Origin of the sequence: Saccharopolyspora hattusasensis (assembly GCF_050972075.1) — a bacterium.
Lineage (GTDB): Bacteria > Actinomycetota > Actinomycetes > Mycobacteriales > Pseudonocardiaceae > Saccharopolyspora > Saccharopolyspora hattusasensis.
The window spans coordinates 3,972,866-3,989,654 of the sequence record NZ_JBPCDC010000001.1; the positions used below are offsets into that span (position 1 = coordinate 3,972,866).

Genomic DNA, 16,789 nt, shown 5'->3' on the forward strand with positions numbered 1-16,789 from the left:
CGGCTCCGACCTGCACGAGAAGGGCGGCCGCCTGCGGCGCCGATTCCCCCCGTGGCGTAACCGATTCCCGGCACGCGGCCGTCGAACTACCGTGGCCGCATGCACTCACCGATCACGGGCACGGCCGCTGGCGTGCCGTTCACCGCTCTGCCACCGGCCGACAACGGCCCCGCGCCGCTGATCGTCACCTGGCACATGCTTGATGCGCCGAGGTCGGACGCCGCGTTCGCTGCCGCGCTGCCGATGAACAACCTGCCCGCGTGGCGGGTGCACCTCGGCATGCCGATGTGCGGGGCGCGCATGGTCGACGGCAGCATGGCCGCCGGCTTGGAGCTGATCCGCAAGGACGTCCTGATGTCAGCTCTGTACCCGTTCGTCCGGCAGGCGTCGGAGGAGTTCCCGGCCGCACTGGCGTCGATCCGTGCGCAGCTGCCGGTCGATGACGGCCCGATCGGTGTGCTCGGCGGCTCGCTGGGCGGGGCCGTCGCGCTGCGGATCCTCGCAGGCACCGAGATACCGGTCTTCGCCGGTGCCGTCGTGAACGCCGCCATCCGGATGCGGTCCGTGGTGGACCTGTTCCCAGGCGACTACCCGTATGACGCCGAGTCCGAGAAAGCCGTCGACAGCCTGGATTTCGTCGCCGAAGCGGGCACCATCGCCGGTCGCGCGCCGCTGCTGGTCGTCAGCGGCGAGCTGGATCACCCGGCGCTGCGGGCCGACGCGTTGGATCTCGTCGACGCGTTGGGCGAACGGTCCGAACTGCTGTCGATCCCCGGGTTGGCCCACCCGCTCGCCGACGAGCCCGGCATCGAGCCCGCGCCACAGCTGCCACTGGCCCGCGAGGTGGACGCCGGCCTGACCACGTGGTTCCGACGCCACTTCACGGATGCAGGCTAGGCGGAGCCGGTGACCGGCCTGGTCGCGACGTCCAGCCGTGAGCGGTGCCCGCGCAGCAAGTCGGGCTGAGCCATCGCGGCGGCGCGGTGCGCACCACCAACAGCCGATCGGTCACGCCGCAACGGGACTCGCGACCAAACGAAGATCACGCTCACCAGGACGAGGACGGGCATGCGCCGCGTCATGAGCAGGCGGCCGACCCAGCCGCCGGGGCTTTCGCTTCGGGCTGACCGGCTGCGGCCCGCGACGCACGAGGTGGCGATTTCGCGCGAAATGGGTTATGAAGCAGTGGCCCTTCACGCGGGACCTGCCGCCTGATAGCCATGATCAAAACAAGCGCCCCAATCAGCCTGTACGCACTGTAACGGCTGATGTGAACAAGCGTCGTGATGTGTGCAATGTGCACAACGGCCATGATGCGGCGATGCCCCGCACCAGGGGTGCGGGGCATCGCTGCTGCTCTATGCTGTGTCGCTGTGGGCCGCTGGCCCGGCTATTAGTGGTAGCCGGGGCAGCGGCTCACGCCACGTGGTGGCCGTTGTGCCAGCCTTCACGGCCGTTGGTGCCGGTGAGCCGGGTTGAGTCCGCCCGCTTCCACCCCTTCACGGTGCCGTTGATCAGCTTGCGGACGTGTTCGACGTGTTCGGACACGTCCCGGTGCCAGATCAACCGCTGTTCGGAAAGCTCGCTCGTCAGTGGTCGCAGGACTCGCACCACGCCCGTGTCCTTTTCCACGAAGTCAGTGCGGCGAAACCGGCGGTTTTCGATCAGGTGGGACACGTACGCCTCCACGGACGGGCGGGCGACTTCCACCAGGTCCAACGCCATTGATCGTAGGTAGTCGTCGGAGTGGCACACACCCAAGTTCGGATCAAGCCCGGCCACGTAGCAGGCAAGCACGGTTTCGGCTTTGGCCACTTCATAGCAGTAATTCAGCATCGCATTAACAGGATTGGTCGCATTCCTGTTCGCGGTCTGTTTGGCGTTGGCGTTGTGGTTCAGTTCGCTGGTGCGGGAGTCGAAGAAACGCCAGTGATACGGCACCTGCCCATCGAATTGCAGCTCTAGCAGACGCCATGACTCGAAATACGCTCGCGCTTCGTCTGCTTCCACGCTGCGGCACTGCCGTTGAGTCGTGCAGTCATTGAGCCGGTCAATCCAGGTGCCCGCGTCCCATTCCGGCATCACCTCCGTGTGCCCAACGAACTTGGTTGCTAACAGGTGTTTGGTGATGTCCAGCGCAACGGGGGTATCACGCACGCACGCTTGCGCACGATGCAGTTTGGTATCCCGCATCGATTGCGCCGATGTGCTCATGAGCTCACCTTCGGGGTTGACCACCACCAGCGAAATCGGATCGGTGCGACGCTGCCCGCGTGGCGTGACACTGACACCGTGAATCCAGTTCATCGCGTCAATGGAAATGTGCCCGGTGTGGCCGATTACGACGATACGGCGCACGTGCCGATCCTTGCGGGCGATGGTGCGGGTGCGCCCGCGTCCGCACATGCCGTCTTTAATGACTAGTTCGCCTTTCTTCGTGGTGATGGAAATTCCGTGCCCGTCCACCACCAGGACGGACGGGTCACAGGATTCACGGGTGAATGTTTCGGTAATCGGTTCTGTCATGCCTCCGATTTTAGTGATGTACGGTCCACGGTGGTGATGATCAGTCGTGGTCGTGATCGCATTGTGTCTTTCCATTTCGTGAGCACGATCAGCGGGTCTGATTTCGCGTCATAGTCGATTCCCAAATCGGACGCTGCCAGGGTGCACGCGAACGTGACCACTGCCTTTTCCGTCTCGGGTGCGGGAGAACGACCGGCGAGTACATACCCCGCTGTCGTTCTGGGAATGCCCAGCTCCGCCGCAAGCTCATCGATGCTCAGATGCCCAATCACGGGCGTGACCAGCGCATACAGACGTTCCCAGCGATTCACGGTGCGGGCACGGGTGACGCCGCTGGCAGACAGCAACCCCTGTTGCACCAATTCGATTTCGTGGGATTCCTTGCCGACATAGCCGGTGGCGACTGCCCGCACGTGCTTGCGCACCAGCCACCCCCGGTAACCACGGGTGCAGGTGCGCCCGTCCGGTTGGTTGAATTTCGACTCCGGGTGAATCGCGTACATGTTCAACACATCGCGGTAGGACTGCACATACACAATTCCTGCCTCGATTTTCAGCATGTCTTCATCGGATTCACCTAGAGTGTCCACGCGGAATCCGTGACCGGGATTGTGTTTGTTTTGCCATTCTAGTTCAGTCCAGCGGGCGGCGTTGGGTTCATATGGTGCGATGGGCATGACTTTTCCGGGATACGTCGGCTGAATTGGGTGGGCGTGTCCCACCAAAATGAAGTTCGCCGGTTTGATTCTTTCCGCGTACGGTTTTCCCGCGTTCACGGTGTCGAAGGATCGCAGTAGCGACGGCTGAGACACTGAATACCGGCTGATGGCGGGTCGGTCCAACCAGGGCGGTTCGATCGCTTCACGTGCGGTTTCACGGCTGATCAGGTACTGCCAGAGCTGCCGAATCCAATGCGTGTCGGAGGTTTCCGGGTCGGTCGGATTCAGCAGATGCCCTAGCCCGTGCTCGGAATTTTTGTCGATCACCACTCGTTCATTGTCGACGTGGTAGAGCGCATAGCGTTTCGCTGAAATGCTGTAGCACCAGCCCCGGTATTCCAGCTTCAGCAGCTCGGGAATGCTCGCGTACGGGTTCAGGGCGTTGAACCTGGTGGCGATGCCGTCCACTGTGGCGTAGTCGAGTACCCCGATTTCGTGCAGTTGGCCTGCCTTTTCCGCAGCCACGATCGCCATGCTGTCGGTGTCGGTGAATACCCACGCCCCGCCCGCGTCGGTGACCGCTCGTTCCAGCATCGCGAGCATGAGCCGCGCCGCTGCGGTGATGCAGGTAGCGATAGGCGGGAACGTGAACGGCCCCGGCATTTCCGGGTTCTTCCGCTTTCCTAGGGGTTTATCGGCGTAGGACATGGCTTCACCGTCGCGTGCGTCGTCACGCTTGTTGAGTTCCGCGAAGATCCCATAACACCCGCTGTTGGCAAGGACCTTGAGAAAGTCACCGGTCGGGGTACCTTTGAACTGCGCCCGTCGTTCCACGATGAGAGGAAAGAAATCATCGCGTTCCGGGTCTATTTCTACCGTTCCGTGGAGAAGGGTCGGCCGGAGTCCATTCGCGGTGCCGCGTGCCGTGAACACGATGGTGTCGAGGATTTCCGGCGGCTTTCCCGTGAGCAGCGTGGAGGCGACCAAATCCGGGATGGCGTACCAGGTTTCGTCATCGTCGGTCAGGTAATTGACGCCGATGTTCGGTGCACCGCCGCCGGAGTACTGCGCCCGCACGGGCACCACGTCGGCATCCGGCCGGATTTTCGCGATGCCGACGAATTCCCGCCACGTTTCCGGTTCAAAGCACGCATCAAGCGTGATGGCATTCAGCAGTTCCTGTACCTTTTCCGCCTCATGCGTGACCTCGATACGGTCGGCTGTAAGTAGGGACCACATGCCCATGAGCGTGTTCACGGTCGGGTACATGCTGGTGAAGTCGTAGACGGCTACGGGCATTTCCTGGCGTCGGATGCGGCATTCCGCCCGTGCCCCGTAAAAGCTGGACATGGCGTATCCGAGGATTTCCGGGGCCACGTCGCCGCGTTTCAGTGGTTGCGGGATCCGCATTTTCCGGAAATACGATTTCGCCACCGACGCAGGCGAGTAGAGACGGGTCGGGTCCGTGTCGAGTTCGTGGCGTGCGAGTTCCTTGGACAATGCGGCGTAGAGTTCGGCGGACGCCAAGACATCACGTCGGCAATAGTCCGTGTATCGGTCAGTAATGCGACCGTGCTCGTCCGTGTGCATTTTTCCATGTTCCACCCCAAACGCTTCACACGCGGACGCCAGAGAATGCGAGCGATTCGACAACGCGAACGTCAGCGTGCGCAGATCAACGAAATTCCCGGCGAACGGTTTATGTCCGTTGATGCCCGAGAAGGAAATGAACGCCTTTTTGCTGTCCAGCATTTTGATACGCAACCGCGGGCGATATTCATTAATGCGCCCGTCGCGTGTACGCCACAATGCCAACGAAAAGCCACCGTGGTAATCTTTGCGTGCCTCGCCCGCGTCGATCGCAATGCGGGTGAAGTCGAACGGCAGGTTGAAACCAATGATGGTTTCCCGGTGCCGGTAGGCCACCTGCCACAGCCAGCGATTCGCGAACTCATCCCGCGACAGGAATTCCATGTAGCGGTTGGGTTCCCGGTCCTGAAAGCCCATGTCCACATCGGCCGGATGCGTCGCCGCGTAGCGCTGCAACACCGCGAAACCGTCCGGGTCGGTGGTCGGCAGGTCATCGGAGTACAGGATTCCTTCGGCCAGTGTCGACACCTGCCCGGTATCGCTGATGTGGCAGTACCGGAACATGCCGAACATTAGTTGCTGCCGGGTGTCGGTGGTGGTTTCGGTGTCGAAGACAAGAACGTATGATCCCATTCTCTAATCCATTTCCAGATGAGTTCTACGGCGGGGGTCTCCGGTAAACGACACGAGGAACCGTGCGAGCGTGACGGGCGAGATTCCATAGTCCATTGCCGCATCTATCAGGTGGCATACTCCGATGATCAGGCGGTCACGCCACTGTTCCGGCGGTATTCCGGTGGCGTTTTGCCGTAGCGAGATTTCGCGATGATGTGGCACGCACAACGCTACCGTCACGTCGCAGTGCTGAGAGGCGACATGGTGGATTTCGACGGGCACACTTCCGCAGAGCAGGCACTTATTTTCCGAGTGTGGCGGCGTATTCGTAGAGAGTTTCGAATGGGTCTTCTGTCTGCTGCTGTAGGTAGGCGTCGATGACGTCTTTACGAGTTTCAAGCGGTTGTTTTGGGATGCCACCGTATCCCCCTACGTGGGTGTTTTCGAATGGTCCTAGAAGTGTGCCGAACTGGTCATCATGTGACATGCGGTGTTTGCCGATCGCGCCCCAGTGTTTGGCGAGTTTCGTTTTGTCGCGGGTTGACCAGTTGTCGCGCACCTCAGGCCTGATGTTGCTCGGATCGGCCTGCCGGACGAACGCGGGGAAGTCCTTGCCCGCGTTCGGATGTCGTGCCAGATAATCGGCGTAGCGGCCGGGATTCCTGCGGGCGTCGGCGGGACGTTCCGGGGTCGCAGCGTGCCCGCGTGCTTTCGACAGCGACGCGCCCGATTCGTAGGCTTGCCGGGAAATGCCGCCACGTTCCAACCGCCGCCGATACGCATCAGACAGTGAATTCCAGGATTTACGCTGTCGGCTCATCGCGCTATACTGTTCCTGTTGGGTATTCGGGGCGAAGAAAGATCAGGCGTCCCCCTTCCCGAGATTCGGCGGGAAGGGGGACGTCTTTTCTCGTCACGTACGGACGCGCTTGTCCCACTCGCGATCGATCAGCATCCGGTCCGCCAAGGCGGCGATGTTCTTACCGGCCTGGTGCACACACATCGTGTCGCATTCCTCAGCGGTCAGCATGAAGATACCGATAGCGAAGGTGAACAGCGCCCCGTGGTCGATGTTCACGTTCGGGACTGCGGCCCGGATGTAGTCGTAGACGTGGGCGATCGATTCCGTGTAGATCGGCGTTCGGCCCATGTGCGCCCGGATCGTGAAGCGTGCTTCGGTGACGGCTTCCGTGGTTTCCATGACTGTCCCCAGATTCACGCCAGGTAGAAGGTACGGGCCGGAATGGTCTTGCGGTCATCGGGCTTGACCGTGAACGTCTCGCCCGTTTCTTCGTCGTACCAGTAATCCGACGGGCGCAGTCCGTGGCGGGAGTGAATAGGCCCGTACTGGCGTCCCAGACGATCGGTGGCGGCCTGCAACTGCCGGTACACACCCGCGCTGGAATCGTTGAACACGAAGTACTCATCGTGTTCGGTGAGTACCAGCACGGAGACGAATTCATCGGCGAACTGTCCCTCATTGAAGCGCCATCCCAACACGACCATGTTGGTGCCGATCAGACGTGCTTTGTCGTCGCCGGAGAGCAGGGAAGCCTGTCCGAGTACCTCATTGGCGTTGATCGCCTTGCTGGCGACTTGTTCGAATCCCTGCGCCAGGTACTCAATCACTTCACGCTCGGACAGCGTGTCGTGATTCCTGATCACTTCGGGCACATCAGCCCCGGTGTTCGTCTTGTTCGTATCAGCGCCGTTGTTCACATCAACCACCTTGTTCACATCAGTCGTGTTGTCGTCATCAGTCGTGTTGTTCGCGGCAGCGCTCTTACGTGGCATAAGTCATTCCGCCTTTCAAACGGGTTGAGTGGGAACGAGATCGACACTAATCGTCCCGCCTCCGAATTTCGATCACTTTTCGTAACGACTATCGGCGAACAATTGCGTTGATAGAACTGATCGTGTTAATGGAGCTGTTCGTGTTGATGGCCTTGTTAGGGTTGATCGCCGCAGCGTGCGCAATGGCGTATTCGAACCCTGATACGAACAACGCGCACAAGGCGATTGATACGAACAGCGGCGTTGATCGGCCTAAATGGTGTGATGCGGCCACACCCTGAGCGAGCGTGACGAGCGTCGCGACCCCCTCACACAGCCGCATCCGGTGCCGCGTGTCGTCGTCGCCCTGGTGCTCTGCGGCGGTGAACCACGAACTACACATGGCCGCGAACACCGCCGCAGACGTCCCCACGATCAGAATCGAGCTGTAGAGCGTCGCGTCATTCATGCCGCCCCCCACTCAGTTGAATTGGGTGGGTTTGGCGTCCGGCGGTGTCACGTTCAGTTTCGGAATGAGCACCACCGTTCCCGCATGCAGCGGACGCGACCAGTCGATACCCGGATTGTTGGCCGTGATCAGACTCGCGAAATAGCTGCTGTTCGCGGTGTCGTCTTTGTCCAGTCCATAGGCGACAGTCGCGATGCCGAAAGGGCTTGTGTCGGCAGACGATTTCCGTGTCTCCTTCAGCCCCAGCACCGTGTAAGGCGACCACTCGAACCCAAACGCGGCCGGGTTGGCACGGGAGGGACCCGTACCCGGTGCCCGCTGCTGCACCGGGTACGTGGTGGTCACGTTCTGCGCCTCCGGACGCGCCATCGCGTTTTCCGGCAGCAGGAACACGTACGGGTTCGTCCCGACGTTTTCCGGCCTGCCCTGCGGCGGTGATCCTCCGGGCGAATTCCTGCGGTACGCGGAGGCGATCAGCAGCACGGCTACCGCAATCGCCATCCACGTCCACATTTCGATGCCGCCGTACTTTTTCTTGAAAAAGTTGGCGTTCAGCTCAGCCACCGGCCGCCCCCTCCTGTCCACGGGCGCGGTGGTGTCCGAATAGGACTGACCCCGGAAACGCGGAATCGACAGCAGCGACCGCACCGGCCGCCGCTGCTGCTGCCGTCCGCTGCGCCCGTCCCGCCCCGCCGTCGTCGGGGTCGGGCTGTGCATCCCCGTGCGGTCTGAATGCGCCCCGCCCGCCATGCGCCGCCATTGGTGCGTGCGCTGGTGCATGTCCGGGCGGATCGGCCCCGCCTCCGTCCACCGCAGCGGGGCGGCTGCCGGGATGTAGTTCCCGGTGTGCCACCACGGGCCGCGTTCGCGGTAAATCCCCTGGTCAAACGATGCCGGTGGTGGGGCCACGTACTCGATCGGTGCCCGCCCGCCGGAGGTGCGCCCCCGGAACGGCAGACCCCCGGAGGTACGCCCCGGGCGCGGCGTGCGTTCGTCGTAGAACCGCTGTGTGCCCGCGTGCGGCAGCGGGCGAGGCGTGCGGTGGCGCATCACCAGCTCCCCCCGCCCGTCGCGGCCTTGAGTGCGCCGGAGAAGGCTCCGCCCACGGAGTTCACGAGCCCCGGACCCTGCGAACCGGGGCGGACCATCACGAAGATGGCAGAGACGACGATGATGCCCATTGCGATGTCGGCAACCTTGTTCATTTCTTGTTCTCCTGTTCTCTACACGAATTGCGTCGGCTGCCCCGGTGGCACCGCTGGCAGCGGCAATGGTGGGGCATTCGGGTCGGGTGGCGGCGGTGGTGGCGCGAGTAGCTGATTAATCCACTCTTGCCCGTTGAAACGCGGAATGACGTTCTCACGCGGCTTGCGCTGCGCCATTCTCTTGATGTGGTCGGACATCCGGACACCGAACGCGGTGCCATCCTGGAATGGTGCCAACAGCAGCATCAGCACCGTTAAACCGCCTAACGCGGAAGCGACCCGACCGGCACGCGGGCCGATCCCGCCAATGGTGAATAACACGATGTAGATCGCAGACCACAGCAATTGCCGTGCAACCCACTGATTGAAGTCCTTGACCCATTCCGGTTTCACCAACGGGTACAGCCACATCAACAGGATTCCGGCGAGCCATTCGCCTTTCAGTGCCCGCAGCGATGGCGAACCGGATTTCATGTTGCCGGTGGCGTTGCGGCCGGAACGGTTGGCGACACGCCCAACTGTTCCGGCCACCTTGACCGCCGTAGCGGCTTCCGGTCCGGCAACCTTCGCGGCGACTTTCGCGGCCTTGGCCGTTTTACTGCCCTTCTGCTGCTTGGGTGATGCCGCCATAAACGCCCCTGATGAATCCACGAAAGCCCGGTTCGGGTGCGTTGTAGCCGTGCAGCGCTACCCATTCCAAGCTGATTCCGATGACCATGAGTGTCAGACCGATTGCCGGGCGCATCAGCCCGGCCCCTTCAGTACTCCAATGAGAGCTTGCGGCGGGAACAGCAGCGCCACAGCCCACCCAAGCAAAATCCACAGAATCGCGTGCTTCGGCTTCATTGTGATTAACCTCCGTGAACGTGGCGGAAGATGTACCGCAGTGTCAGCAACGTTGCGTATTCGGCGAGTACAAGCAGCACCAGATATGACACTGTCGGCTGCCAGGGTCGGGCGGAACCGCCCGCAGCGGGTGCGGTACCCGCGTTACTGGGTGCGGCCTGATCGGCGGCACCGGTGTAGCGGCCTGCCATTTAGATACCCTCCAATTCCAGGGGAATCGCGTTGATCGGAACCACTTCATCCGTGATGATTTCGACCGTGCCCGGAAGATTCTTCGCACCGGCGGCGGTGGCGGTTTCGAGCATCACGTACGTGGCGTTCGACGTCGGCAGCCAATACGAACCCGTGAGCTGCCCCGGCTGCCGGAATCGGGGGATCACATACACCCCGGTTTCGCGTTCCGCGATCCCCAGACCCAACGAATCGTAGTGCCACTCCATTTGAGAGAACAACGACTCTGGGGACCGAACAAACACGGAACGGTCATCGAGACGGAAACGAATGGGATCACTGAGGTAGTCCTGCCTTTCCCCCTTGGAATCCCGCACAACCAGAATGATGGTCCTGTACTCATTGCCGGTGTTCGAGAGCTGCAACAGATTGTCCGCACCCGCAGCGTTGAGCGCCTTCACGTCATGCCGCAACAGGCTGCCGATCGACAATCCCGGTGGCAGCGGCGCAATCGGGTTGCCGTGCAAGTCCTGTGCGTCGGTCTGCGCCCACGTTTCCAGAAATCCGGTCACCGTGACGTTCGGCCACGCACCGACGTTGCCCGTCGCGACGTTGTCACCACCAGCGAGCGTATAGCGGATTCGATACTGCGCGCGAGCGTCGGTGTTGGCCAGCACACCGGCCGTGTCCCTGATTTCGGGAAAGATGCGCAGAACGAAACTCGGGTTGATGCCCCGCGAATACGCGCTGTACTTCGTCGGGTCGCCCATCCACGGTTTCGAATACTTGTTTTCGAGATAATAGGCATACCCGCTCATGGGGTACTTGATCGGCGAACCGTCGATGTTCTCCAACGAAATCGACGTGATCAGCGACCACGGGTTATCCGGTGACACCGTGCCCTGCCCCAGAGAACCGCCCGTAGCCTTCACATACAGCGACACACCCCGCAGAAAACCACCAGGCGTGATGTTGTGAACGAACTCCTGAGACTGCCCCGGCTTCGTCTCGTAGTTGTCGGTGAAAATCTTTTCTGCGTAGTGGCTTGATCCGACTAGGAACGGAACCTGTACAGCCCCACCACCCTTGCCCGGTGCGGGTCCGGGATTGCCGCCAACGGTTGCAGCAGGCATAACAACTCCAATCGTGTTGATCAGTACTGGAACGCCATAGCGCGCCCAACGTGCTGCCACGTGGGCGAACTCGAATTAGCGAAATGCGCGGCCAACAGCCGCCACAACGTGCCCATCAGGAGCACGGAAAAGAATGCGGATGTTGCCGCAGTCGCCGAAAAGTGAACGTGCACAATACACCCCCTCACAGCGTTGGGAGAACAATTCTCAGTGTAGCCGCCGGCGGTGCCCCGAATCGAGCCCCAGGAATTGCCCCGCGGCACCCTATCCGGGCAGTTTTGAAATGTATGCTTCGCGTTTTCTTCGTCGCACGATCAGAAATTCATGCGGTTCAAGGTCCAACAGGATCGGTTTGTATTTCCTGCGCCCGCCGATCACTTCAGCGACCCGTGCGGCGTCGTCTTCATCATCCGGCCGAAACGCGACTGACCAGCTTGGTTCACTGTGCATATAACGGCTGACGAAACGGGGTCGCTGCGTCATCGCCATCAACGTCATTCCCAGCGCCCGCGACTCTCGCCAGTATTTCGCGATCAACGGTTGTAACTTGAGTTCGTGCTCGATGTATGCGATCTCATCAAATTGGATGATGACGTTGGCATCCGGTTTCCACAGCTCATCGAGCATGTTGAACACGGCTTGCCGCTGTCGTGCGATTCCCTCAGACGGTCGGCCCGAGATAGGCCAGTAGATCACCCGGTTCTGTCCGTAGTCCGGTGGCCACGTTCGCCGGATCACCCACCCTTGCCGCGCCATCCTGGACATGGTCGAATCAGCCGGTTTGGTCGCAACGATAATCGCGTGTGCGCCTGAGCGGGTCACGCGGCGATGCAGTAAGTGTGTCGCAAAATAGCTTTTGCCTGAACCGGTCGGCCCTAGCACGGCCATGTGTTCCGGCTGCCACTTCCCCTCCGGCCAACCCCAGTGTTCCAGAATCGCGGGCTCTAGCTCAGTCCACGGAATACGTTCGACCATGATTGTCCGCACTGTCATCATCGGTGTTCTTGGGTGTGAGGTGATGCTCGCGAATCGTCATGATTAGTGGCGTGAGATGCATCAGCAGCGGCACCAGCTTGCCTAGTCCCATTGTCTGTTCCAGATACCGCCGTGCCCGTGTTGACGACGCTGCCAGTTCGGCAATGTCACCTGCGATCAGAGACGATGTCTCATTCAGCGCACCACCACACACCGGGTCGCGCGTTGACCACAGCATCGCGATCATTTTCAGCAGCGCGTCTAGCTCATCGCCGAATTCCTTGGCGAACGCTGCTTGCTTCTGCTTGTTCGTGCTTCCGCGCGGCCTGCCCCGCTTTCTCGCTTTGTCACCGGGTGTCGGTTCCTGCGCGGCGTTCGGATTGTCATCAATGTTTGTTATCGCCAAATCAGGCATCAGATAGGCACCCCTCGAAAACGCGGGAAAAATGCTACCTTGAGTATATGCGAATAGCGCCCGGATGCGGGCGATCGATCGCAGTCGATAGCCCACGTTGACGAAAGGATCTGGTCATGGCTGGAAAGAGGCAGCGTCTCACGAAAGAAGAAAAAGAAAAACTGATGGCGCTGTTGGCTGAAGAAGAGGACGAAAGTGTTGATGAGGCTGTTCAGGAAACGGAATCAGAGGCGACTGTGGGAACCAATCAAGTCATTGTCTTTACCGGAACTCCCGATGACTTTATCCGGCATTTCCGCCCCGCGTCGACTTCTGATCAGAATGTGGCTGAAAAGAGCGACGAAAAGGAATCTGAAGACGATGCAGACGAAACCGGCGATGAGCCCGCAGACGAGCCACAGCCCAAATCCCGAAGCCGCTACTTCAAAAAGTAGTCACGATGGCCAACATAGTTGAAACCATCACGTCAGTTGCCCAGCAACACGGGCTAGATCCCGTGTTGGCGTTGGCGACCGCATACCAGGAAAGCAAGCTTAATCCGCGTGCTGTCGGTGATGGCGGAACGTCGTTCGGCCTGTACCAGTTGCACCGTGGCGGGCAGCTGGGCAACCACACTGCGGAATGGGCGTTCAATCCATCCAACAACGCCAACCAAGCACTATCGGTCATGGCCGATGTTGCCCGCGAACATCCCAGTTGGTCACCGGGGCAAATCGCCGCAGCGTCCCAACGGCCCGCCAACCGATCCGCCTACGCCACCAACGTCAACAATTGGTACCGGCAGATCAAGGCGGGCACGCTGAAACTCGGCGGCGGTGAACAGGTCCCGCCACCCACCGACCCCACGCCTGGTGCCACGCAAGCGTTTTTTCCGGGTGCCGGACTGTTCGGCCTGCCCGATCCACTCAGTACCGCCGCAGCGGGTGTTCTGGCGAAGTTCCTGAACTGGACCGGCCTGCCTAACCTGTTCATCCGCATTTTCTGCGGGTTCCTCGGGATCGGATTCATCGCGTTCGGCGTGTACTTCTTTGCCACAGAAGGGAAATCAGCGTGATTATCAAGATTGAGGCAGGGCGCGAAATCGACATCGCCACGCCCGATGAGGTCGGAGGCATCGTGGCTGAGGCGATCAGCCAGCGGCAGCAGATGTTGATGCGTGCGCCTGAGTTCGCCACTGTGCGAGCGTCGACAGTCACCCTGCCCGGACACTCCGGCCGAACGCTGATGACCGGTACAGCGCCGATCGGACCGCGTCCGGGGCGCGTGTGGGACGTCAGGCGGATCAGCGTGAACGGTGGGTGGGTCAGCCTGCACACCGACGACGCTTCCCCGTCCAGCTACGTCACGCAGGCGGGAGGGCAGCCGGGCGGCCTGGTTCAGTTCGGCCGGGCGTCCCTGGTGCTGCGCAACGGCCAGACGCTGTACATCGGCAACCCCAGCGTCAACGCGGTCACCGTGACTGTTTCACTGGCCGTGGCTGATGTAGCCGTTGGCGACGAATGGCGGCTGTAACAACTCATGAGAACTGTCCGATTGTGTTCCTGTAGGTAAAACTACACGGCAGCATCCCACCTAATGGGAGCGATGAGCGATCGTTTAGCGATTGTTTAGCGGGCGGAGTTAAAACCCGCTCCACAATTATGGTAAATGTGTGAAATAAGACAGTTTTGAAAAACGGAAAACCTCTTGCGGTCGTACGACTGTTCGGTTCATAGTGGACATACGCCCCTTTGGCAATGGTAGTTCTGGGGAGGAGTATCTTTCTATGTCGGGTTACAACATCAGTGACAGCAACGGTGAGATCCCGGTTTCCCGCCGCAAGGGTCTGCCCATTCCGCCTGAACTGCGTGAAGCGGTTGATGCGAGCTTGGAGAGCAAGACTGCCAAGCGGGTTGCAGTGGACAGCGAGAACGAAGCGAACCGCATCGTTTCGTTCCTGCGCAGCCTCACCAACCGCGAGGGATACCAGTTCGAACAAGGCAAGGAACGCACCGACGACGGCACCATCGCGGCGGTAGTGTTCCTCACGCTGGACAAGGGTAAACCCAAGAGGGGACACAAGCGGGAACCCGCGAAAGCCTGACATCCGGAAACGGCCCAAACGCACCCGACTGCGTTTGGGCCGGATTTATTTCTAGAGGAGTGTGAACATGGCGATTTATACCGCTGAAATCAATGAAGCCGATGGAGAGTACACGCTCACCATCACCAACCACCGGCTCAACACGACACAGACCGTCCAGCTTCCGCCGCACGTGATCGACCAAATCCCGATGGCACTGCAACTGCTGCGGATGATGTGAAAGGGGCAACATGCTCATGCGTGCACCCGCCGGAAGCGTACGGCTCCAATTCAAGCGCTACCCGTTCAACAACGGAAATGACTACCTGGATCGGATCAACGGCCATATCCTGTTCCGCGAACACGACCAATGGAAGTGTCGGCACTGTGAGTTCCACGTACCCGAACAGCGATACATGACGTGGCGAGCCATCATCGAGGATCACCGCAGACACAACGGCAGAACCTGATCCATAGACACAGCGGTCGAATCGACCAGCCCTCACCGCCTTGACGAACGCGGCGACATCGACTTTCAACGTCGGCCCGTTCGGGTCCTTGGAGTCGCGGAGTTCGTCTAAGGTCATGGTGAGTTCGACACAATCACCGTTTACGTTACTGTATGAACTCTTGCGCCAATTGTTCCCGGGTGCCATTTTTGTGATACTCCTCTACGATAACTTGTCCGATAAAGCCTACCGAATCGGCGTGGCTATAGGCATATTTACTAATCTTGGCTACCGCTTTGCGGTATGCTTCAATGTCGTCAGAGTTGGTGACGAATGCACCCGAACTATAGTGTTCAAAATGCACAAACGGTGGCGAGTCTGGAAACTCGTACAAGACAAACGGTCCGGCTGTTCCTGGATGCCATCCTACGCGTGTTGGTACTACGCGGAGGTCAACGTTAGGAAATTCGTCACTAGCTTTGATTAAGTACCGCAACTGTTCGACCATTACCTCTGGCGGTCCAATCGGCTGCCTTAGTGCAACCTCGCCGATCAGCACGTCGAACTTTCCAGGGTCACGACGGGTCAGAACCTCACGCCGAGCGAGGCGAACCATCACACGCGATTCAACCTCATGTGTCGGTAGCCCATCAGCCGTAGCGACGGCCCGAACGTAATCAGCCGTCTGTAGCAAGCCCGGCATAATCATTGGCGACCAATGAACGACTGCCGATGCAGCGCGCTCACTCTCTACGGCTCCGGCTAGCTGCTGTGGTATCCCAGGCATACCGACGGTAAGCCAATTAGGTTCACTTGCATTCTTCGCTAGATCGAGAATTCTCTCCCGCTCGCTCGGCGCTATACCGAGAACAGCAAGGATCATGGCTGTTGTTTCGACACTAGGAATTCTCTTGCCAGTCTCGATCTTTGATAGATGAGACTGGTCAATTGACAGCTTCCTTGCTACCTCGCGAAGACTTATTGATCGTTCTTTACGAGCTTCGCGCAAAGCAGCTGCAAGTGCTCTAGCTCGCGGTGACCCATTAGTAGCCATCCGATACATCCTTACGTGTCATACGGGCAACGTCACCCGTTTAGAGCAATTGTGTGGTCATGGCCGCCTCACCCAATCTCTAGCCAACACAGGTCAACCGTTGCAGCCACAGCCTACTAGTTGGGTCAACACTTCCGGGGGTGTCATGTCTGATAACGAAATCGTTCCACTACCGCCGAACGGCCCTGACAGTGGTCCCCAAACGGGCGAAGATGAGCAGTACTTCTCTTGCCGACCGTCTCTGACCATCCGTCGCTACTCGGCACAGTCGCACCTGACACTGCTGCTCCGGCAGGCCGAGCACGCCATCAGGGACGTCTGCGACAACCTCATTCACAACCGCTGCAAGGACACAGAGCTGTACGACCTTGCCCACGGTCTTGAGATCGTCGCGGGTGGCGTCAAGGGCTATCTGGACACCAAGGACCCCGCTGGGGGCGCGAAGTGACCGCAGCGTCTTTATTCGCACCAGCGCCCGAGGCAGAAGGGGACGCCGGACCGCCAGGGGTCCGGGTGGTCTGGACTGACCATCTCGGGTTCGTACACGAACGTAAGCCCGGAACCATCGCGACGTCGCGATGCGGACTCAACATGGGCAAATCCAACACGCCACCGGCTGCGAGAGCCTGCTCCGACTGCCTTGAAGAGGCATTGCGGGAAGAGTCACCGGTCGAGGTGATCAGCGGACGCCACAGGCGCACCGCTTAACCCCAGACACGGCCCGTGCCGGTCAACCGCAACGACGCGGTACGCCCCCCGGCCCGGCATGGTCCGTTCGCGGCCGGTTGGCGTTCATTGGGCCTGTCACGCCAACCGGCCGCATCCACGTGATTCCTTCATTTTCAAA

General features: G+C 60.2%; 21 protein-coding genes and 1 pseudogene. 7 read left to right on the forward strand and 15 right to left on the reverse strand.

The features are described 5' to 3' along the window. Positions 1-99 precede the first annotated feature (99 nt). Positions 100-897, forward strand: coding sequence for an alpha/beta hydrolase family protein (locus ACRXBZ_RS18690; protein ID WP_433880181.1), 798 nt, complete (start codon positions 100-102; stop codon positions 895-897). Here ACRXBZ_RS18690 and ACRXBZ_RS18695 read toward each other — a convergent pair. From ACRXBZ_RS18695 to ACRXBZ_RS18755, 13 genes are all read right to left on the reverse strand, one after another. After that, positions 894-1,070 (reverse strand): hypothetical protein, encoded by a 177-nt coding sequence (locus ACRXBZ_RS18695; protein WP_433880182.1) that lies wholly within the window; start codon positions 1,068-1,070, stop codon positions 894-896. The two genes, ACRXBZ_RS18690 and ACRXBZ_RS18695, sit on opposite strands and share 4 nt — an antisense overlap. A gap of 346 nt (positions 1,071-1,416) precedes the next feature. After that, the gene (locus ACRXBZ_RS18700) at positions 1,417-2,526 is read right to left on the reverse strand and encodes a CRISPR-associated endonuclease Cas1 (RefSeq protein ID WP_433880183.1); all 1,110 of its coding nucleotides are present in this window, start codon (positions 2,524-2,526) and stop codon (positions 1,417-1,419) included. Further along, entirely contained in the window at positions 2,523-5,408 is a 2,886-nt protein-coding gene (locus ACRXBZ_RS18705) for a hypothetical protein (RefSeq protein WP_433880184.1), read from the reverse strand. The genes ACRXBZ_RS18700 and ACRXBZ_RS18705 overlap by 4 nt, the downstream gene beginning before the upstream one ends. A gap of 283 nt (positions 5,409-5,691) precedes the next feature. Continuing rightward, positions 5,692-6,210: a hypothetical protein gene (locus ACRXBZ_RS18710; RefSeq protein WP_433880185.1), complete on the reverse strand. Its 519-nt coding sequence runs from the start codon at positions 6,208-6,210 to the stop codon at positions 5,692-5,694. Between the two features lie 93 nt (positions 6,211-6,303). Continuing rightward, positions 6,304-6,591, reverse strand: a complete 288-nt coding sequence (locus tag ACRXBZ_RS18715) for a hypothetical protein (RefSeq protein WP_433880186.1) — start codon at positions 6,589-6,591, stop codon at positions 6,304-6,306. Positions 6,592-6,605: 14 nt separating this feature from the next. Further along, positions 6,606-7,184 (reverse strand): hypothetical protein, encoded by a 579-nt coding sequence (locus tag ACRXBZ_RS18720; RefSeq protein WP_433880187.1) that lies wholly within the window; start codon positions 7,182-7,184, stop codon positions 6,606-6,608. A gap of 88 nt (positions 7,185-7,272) precedes the next feature. Further along, entirely contained in the window at positions 7,273-7,632 is a 360-nt protein-coding gene (locus tag ACRXBZ_RS18725; RefSeq protein ID WP_433880188.1) for a hypothetical protein, read from the reverse strand. 12 nt (positions 7,633-7,644) lie between these two features. Further along, positions 7,645-8,196: a hypothetical protein gene (locus tag ACRXBZ_RS18730; protein ID WP_433880189.1), complete on the reverse strand. Its 552-nt coding sequence runs from the start codon at positions 8,194-8,196 to the stop codon at positions 7,645-7,647. 485 nt (positions 8,197-8,681) lie between these two features. Then, entirely contained in the window at positions 8,682-8,837 is a 156-nt protein-coding gene (locus tag ACRXBZ_RS18735) for a hypothetical protein (protein ID WP_433880190.1), read from the reverse strand. Between the two features lie 18 nt (positions 8,838-8,855). Further along, positions 8,856-9,467 (reverse strand): hypothetical protein, encoded by a 612-nt coding sequence (locus ACRXBZ_RS18740; protein WP_433880191.1) that lies wholly within the window; start codon positions 9,465-9,467, stop codon positions 8,856-8,858. A 407-nt stretch (positions 9,468-9,874) separates the two neighbouring features. Then, entirely contained in the window at positions 9,875-10,987 is a 1,113-nt protein-coding gene (locus tag ACRXBZ_RS18745; RefSeq protein WP_433880192.1) for a hypothetical protein, read from the reverse strand. A gap of 264 nt (positions 10,988-11,251) precedes the next feature. Continuing rightward, positions 11,252-11,962, reverse strand: a complete 711-nt coding sequence (locus tag ACRXBZ_RS18750; RefSeq protein ID WP_433880193.1) for an ATP-binding protein — start codon at positions 11,960-11,962, stop codon at positions 11,252-11,254. Beyond that, positions 11,937-12,377: a hypothetical protein gene (locus ACRXBZ_RS18755; protein WP_433880194.1), complete on the reverse strand. Its 441-nt coding sequence runs from the start codon at positions 12,375-12,377 to the stop codon at positions 11,937-11,939. The genes ACRXBZ_RS18750 and ACRXBZ_RS18755 overlap by 26 nt, the downstream gene beginning before the upstream one ends. Before the next feature lie 116 nt (positions 12,378-12,493). Between ACRXBZ_RS18755 and ACRXBZ_RS18760 the strand changes: the two genes are divergently transcribed. The 5 genes from ACRXBZ_RS18760 (at position 12,494) to ACRXBZ_RS18780 (ending at position 14,680) form a co-directional block, all read left to right on the forward strand. Continuing rightward, a complete protein-coding gene (locus ACRXBZ_RS18760; protein ID WP_433880195.1) occupies positions 12,494-12,811 on the forward strand; it encodes a hypothetical protein in 318 nt (105 codons plus the stop codon). Positions 12,812-12,816: 5 nt separating this feature from the next. Further along, positions 12,817-13,431, forward strand: coding sequence for a transglycosylase SLT domain-containing protein (locus ACRXBZ_RS18765; RefSeq protein WP_433880196.1), 615 nt, complete (start codon positions 12,817-12,819; stop codon positions 13,429-13,431). Beyond that, positions 13,428-13,889: a hypothetical protein gene (locus tag ACRXBZ_RS18770; protein ID WP_433880197.1), complete on the forward strand. Its 462-nt coding sequence runs from the start codon at positions 13,428-13,430 to the stop codon at positions 13,887-13,889. Before ACRXBZ_RS18765 ends, ACRXBZ_RS18770 begins: the two co-directional genes overlap by 4 nt. A 253-nt stretch (positions 13,890-14,142) precedes the next feature. Beyond that, on the forward strand, positions 14,143-14,460 hold the full coding sequence (locus ACRXBZ_RS18775; protein WP_433880198.1) for a hypothetical protein: 318 nt from the start codon (positions 14,143-14,145) through the stop codon (positions 14,458-14,460). A 67-nt stretch (positions 14,461-14,527) separates the two neighbouring features. Then, positions 14,528-14,680: a hypothetical protein gene (locus tag ACRXBZ_RS18780; protein WP_433884153.1), complete on the forward strand. Its 153-nt coding sequence runs from the start codon at positions 14,528-14,530 to the stop codon at positions 14,678-14,680. Positions 14,681-14,921: 241 nt separating this feature from the next. Here ACRXBZ_RS18780 and ACRXBZ_RS18785 read toward each other — a convergent pair. Together ACRXBZ_RS18785 and ACRXBZ_RS18790 are read right to left on the reverse strand one after the other, a co-directional pair. Next, positions 14,922-15,095 (reverse strand): annotated as a pseudogene (locus ACRXBZ_RS18785) (DUF397 domain-containing protein); the annotation flags it as partial. Continuing rightward, positions 15,055-15,942: a helix-turn-helix domain-containing protein gene (locus ACRXBZ_RS18790; protein ID WP_433880199.1), complete on the reverse strand. Its 888-nt coding sequence runs from the start codon at positions 15,940-15,942 to the stop codon at positions 15,055-15,057. The gene ACRXBZ_RS18790 and the pseudogene ACRXBZ_RS18785, both read right to left, overlap by 41 nt. A gap of 145 nt (positions 15,943-16,087) precedes the next feature. On the opposite strand from ACRXBZ_RS18790, the gene ACRXBZ_RS18795 reads away from it, so the two are divergent. Next, entirely contained in the window at positions 16,088-16,390 is a 303-nt protein-coding gene (locus ACRXBZ_RS18795) for a hypothetical protein (protein WP_433880200.1), read from the forward strand. Positions 16,391-16,789 lie beyond the last annotated feature (399 nt).

Bases quoted from the DNA above. Each gene is read 5' to 3' on its own strand.
- ACRXBZ_RS18795 (WP_433880200.1), top strand. From the start codon at position 16,088: ATGTCTGATAACGAAATCGTTCCACTACCGCCGAACGGCCCTGACAGT.
- ACRXBZ_RS18690 (WP_433880181.1), top strand. From the start codon at position 100: ATGCACTCACCGATCACGGGCACGGCCGCTGGCGTGCCGTTCACCGCT.
- ACRXBZ_RS18745 (WP_433880192.1), bottom strand. From the start codon at position 10,987: ATGCCTGCTGCAACCGTTGGCGGCAATCCCGGACCCGCACCGGGCAAG.
- ACRXBZ_RS18725 (WP_433880188.1), bottom strand. From the start codon at position 7,632: ATGAATGACGCGACGCTCTACAGCTCGATTCTGATCGTGGGGACGTCT.
- ACRXBZ_RS18740 (WP_433880191.1), bottom strand. From the start codon at position 9,467: ATGGCGGCATCACCCAAGCAGCAGAAGGGCAGTAAAACGGCCAAGGCC.
- ACRXBZ_RS18700 (WP_433880183.1), bottom strand. From the start codon at position 2,526: ATGACAGAACCGATTACCGAAACATTCACCCGTGAATCCTGTGACCCG.
- ACRXBZ_RS18780 (WP_433884153.1), top strand. From the start codon at position 14,528: ATGGCGATTTATACCGCTGAAATCAATGAAGCCGATGGAGAGTACACG.
- ACRXBZ_RS18755 (WP_433880194.1), bottom strand. From the start codon at position 12,377: ATGCCTGATTTGGCGATAACAAACATTGATGACAATCCGAACGCCGCG.
- ACRXBZ_RS18720 (WP_433880187.1), bottom strand. From the start codon at position 7,184: ATGCCACGTAAGAGCGCTGCCGCGAACAACACGACTGATGACGACAAC.
- ACRXBZ_RS18765 (WP_433880196.1), top strand. From the start codon at position 12,817: ATGGCCAACATAGTTGAAACCATCACGTCAGTTGCCCAGCAACACGGG.
- ACRXBZ_RS18715 (WP_433880186.1), bottom strand. From the start codon at position 6,591: ATGGAAACCACGGAAGCCGTCACCGAAGCACGCTTCACGATCCGGGCG.
- ACRXBZ_RS18735 (WP_433880190.1), bottom strand. From the start codon at position 8,837: ATGAACAAGGTTGCCGACATCGCAATGGGCATCATCGTCGTCTCTGCC.
- ACRXBZ_RS18775 (WP_433880198.1), top strand. From the start codon at position 14,143: ATGTCGGGTTACAACATCAGTGACAGCAACGGTGAGATCCCGGTTTCC.
- ACRXBZ_RS18750 (WP_433880193.1), bottom strand. From the start codon at position 11,962: ATGGTCGAACGTATTCCGTGGACTGAGCTAGAGCCCGCGATTCTGGAA.
- ACRXBZ_RS18695 (WP_433880182.1), bottom strand. From the start codon at position 1,070: ATGCCCGTCCTCGTCCTGGTGAGCGTGATCTTCGTTTGGTCGCGAGTC.
- ACRXBZ_RS18760 (WP_433880195.1), top strand. From the start codon at position 12,494: ATGGCTGGAAAGAGGCAGCGTCTCACGAAAGAAGAAAAAGAAAAACTG.
- ACRXBZ_RS18705 (WP_433880184.1), bottom strand. From the start codon at position 5,408: ATGGGATCATACGTTCTTGTCTTCGACACCGAAACCACCACCGACACC.
- ACRXBZ_RS18790 (WP_433880199.1), bottom strand. From the start codon at position 15,942: ATGGCTACTAATGGGTCACCGCGAGCTAGAGCACTTGCAGCTGCTTTG.
- ACRXBZ_RS18710 (WP_433880185.1), bottom strand. From the start codon at position 6,210: ATGAGCCGACAGCGTAAATCCTGGAATTCACTGTCTGATGCGTATCGG.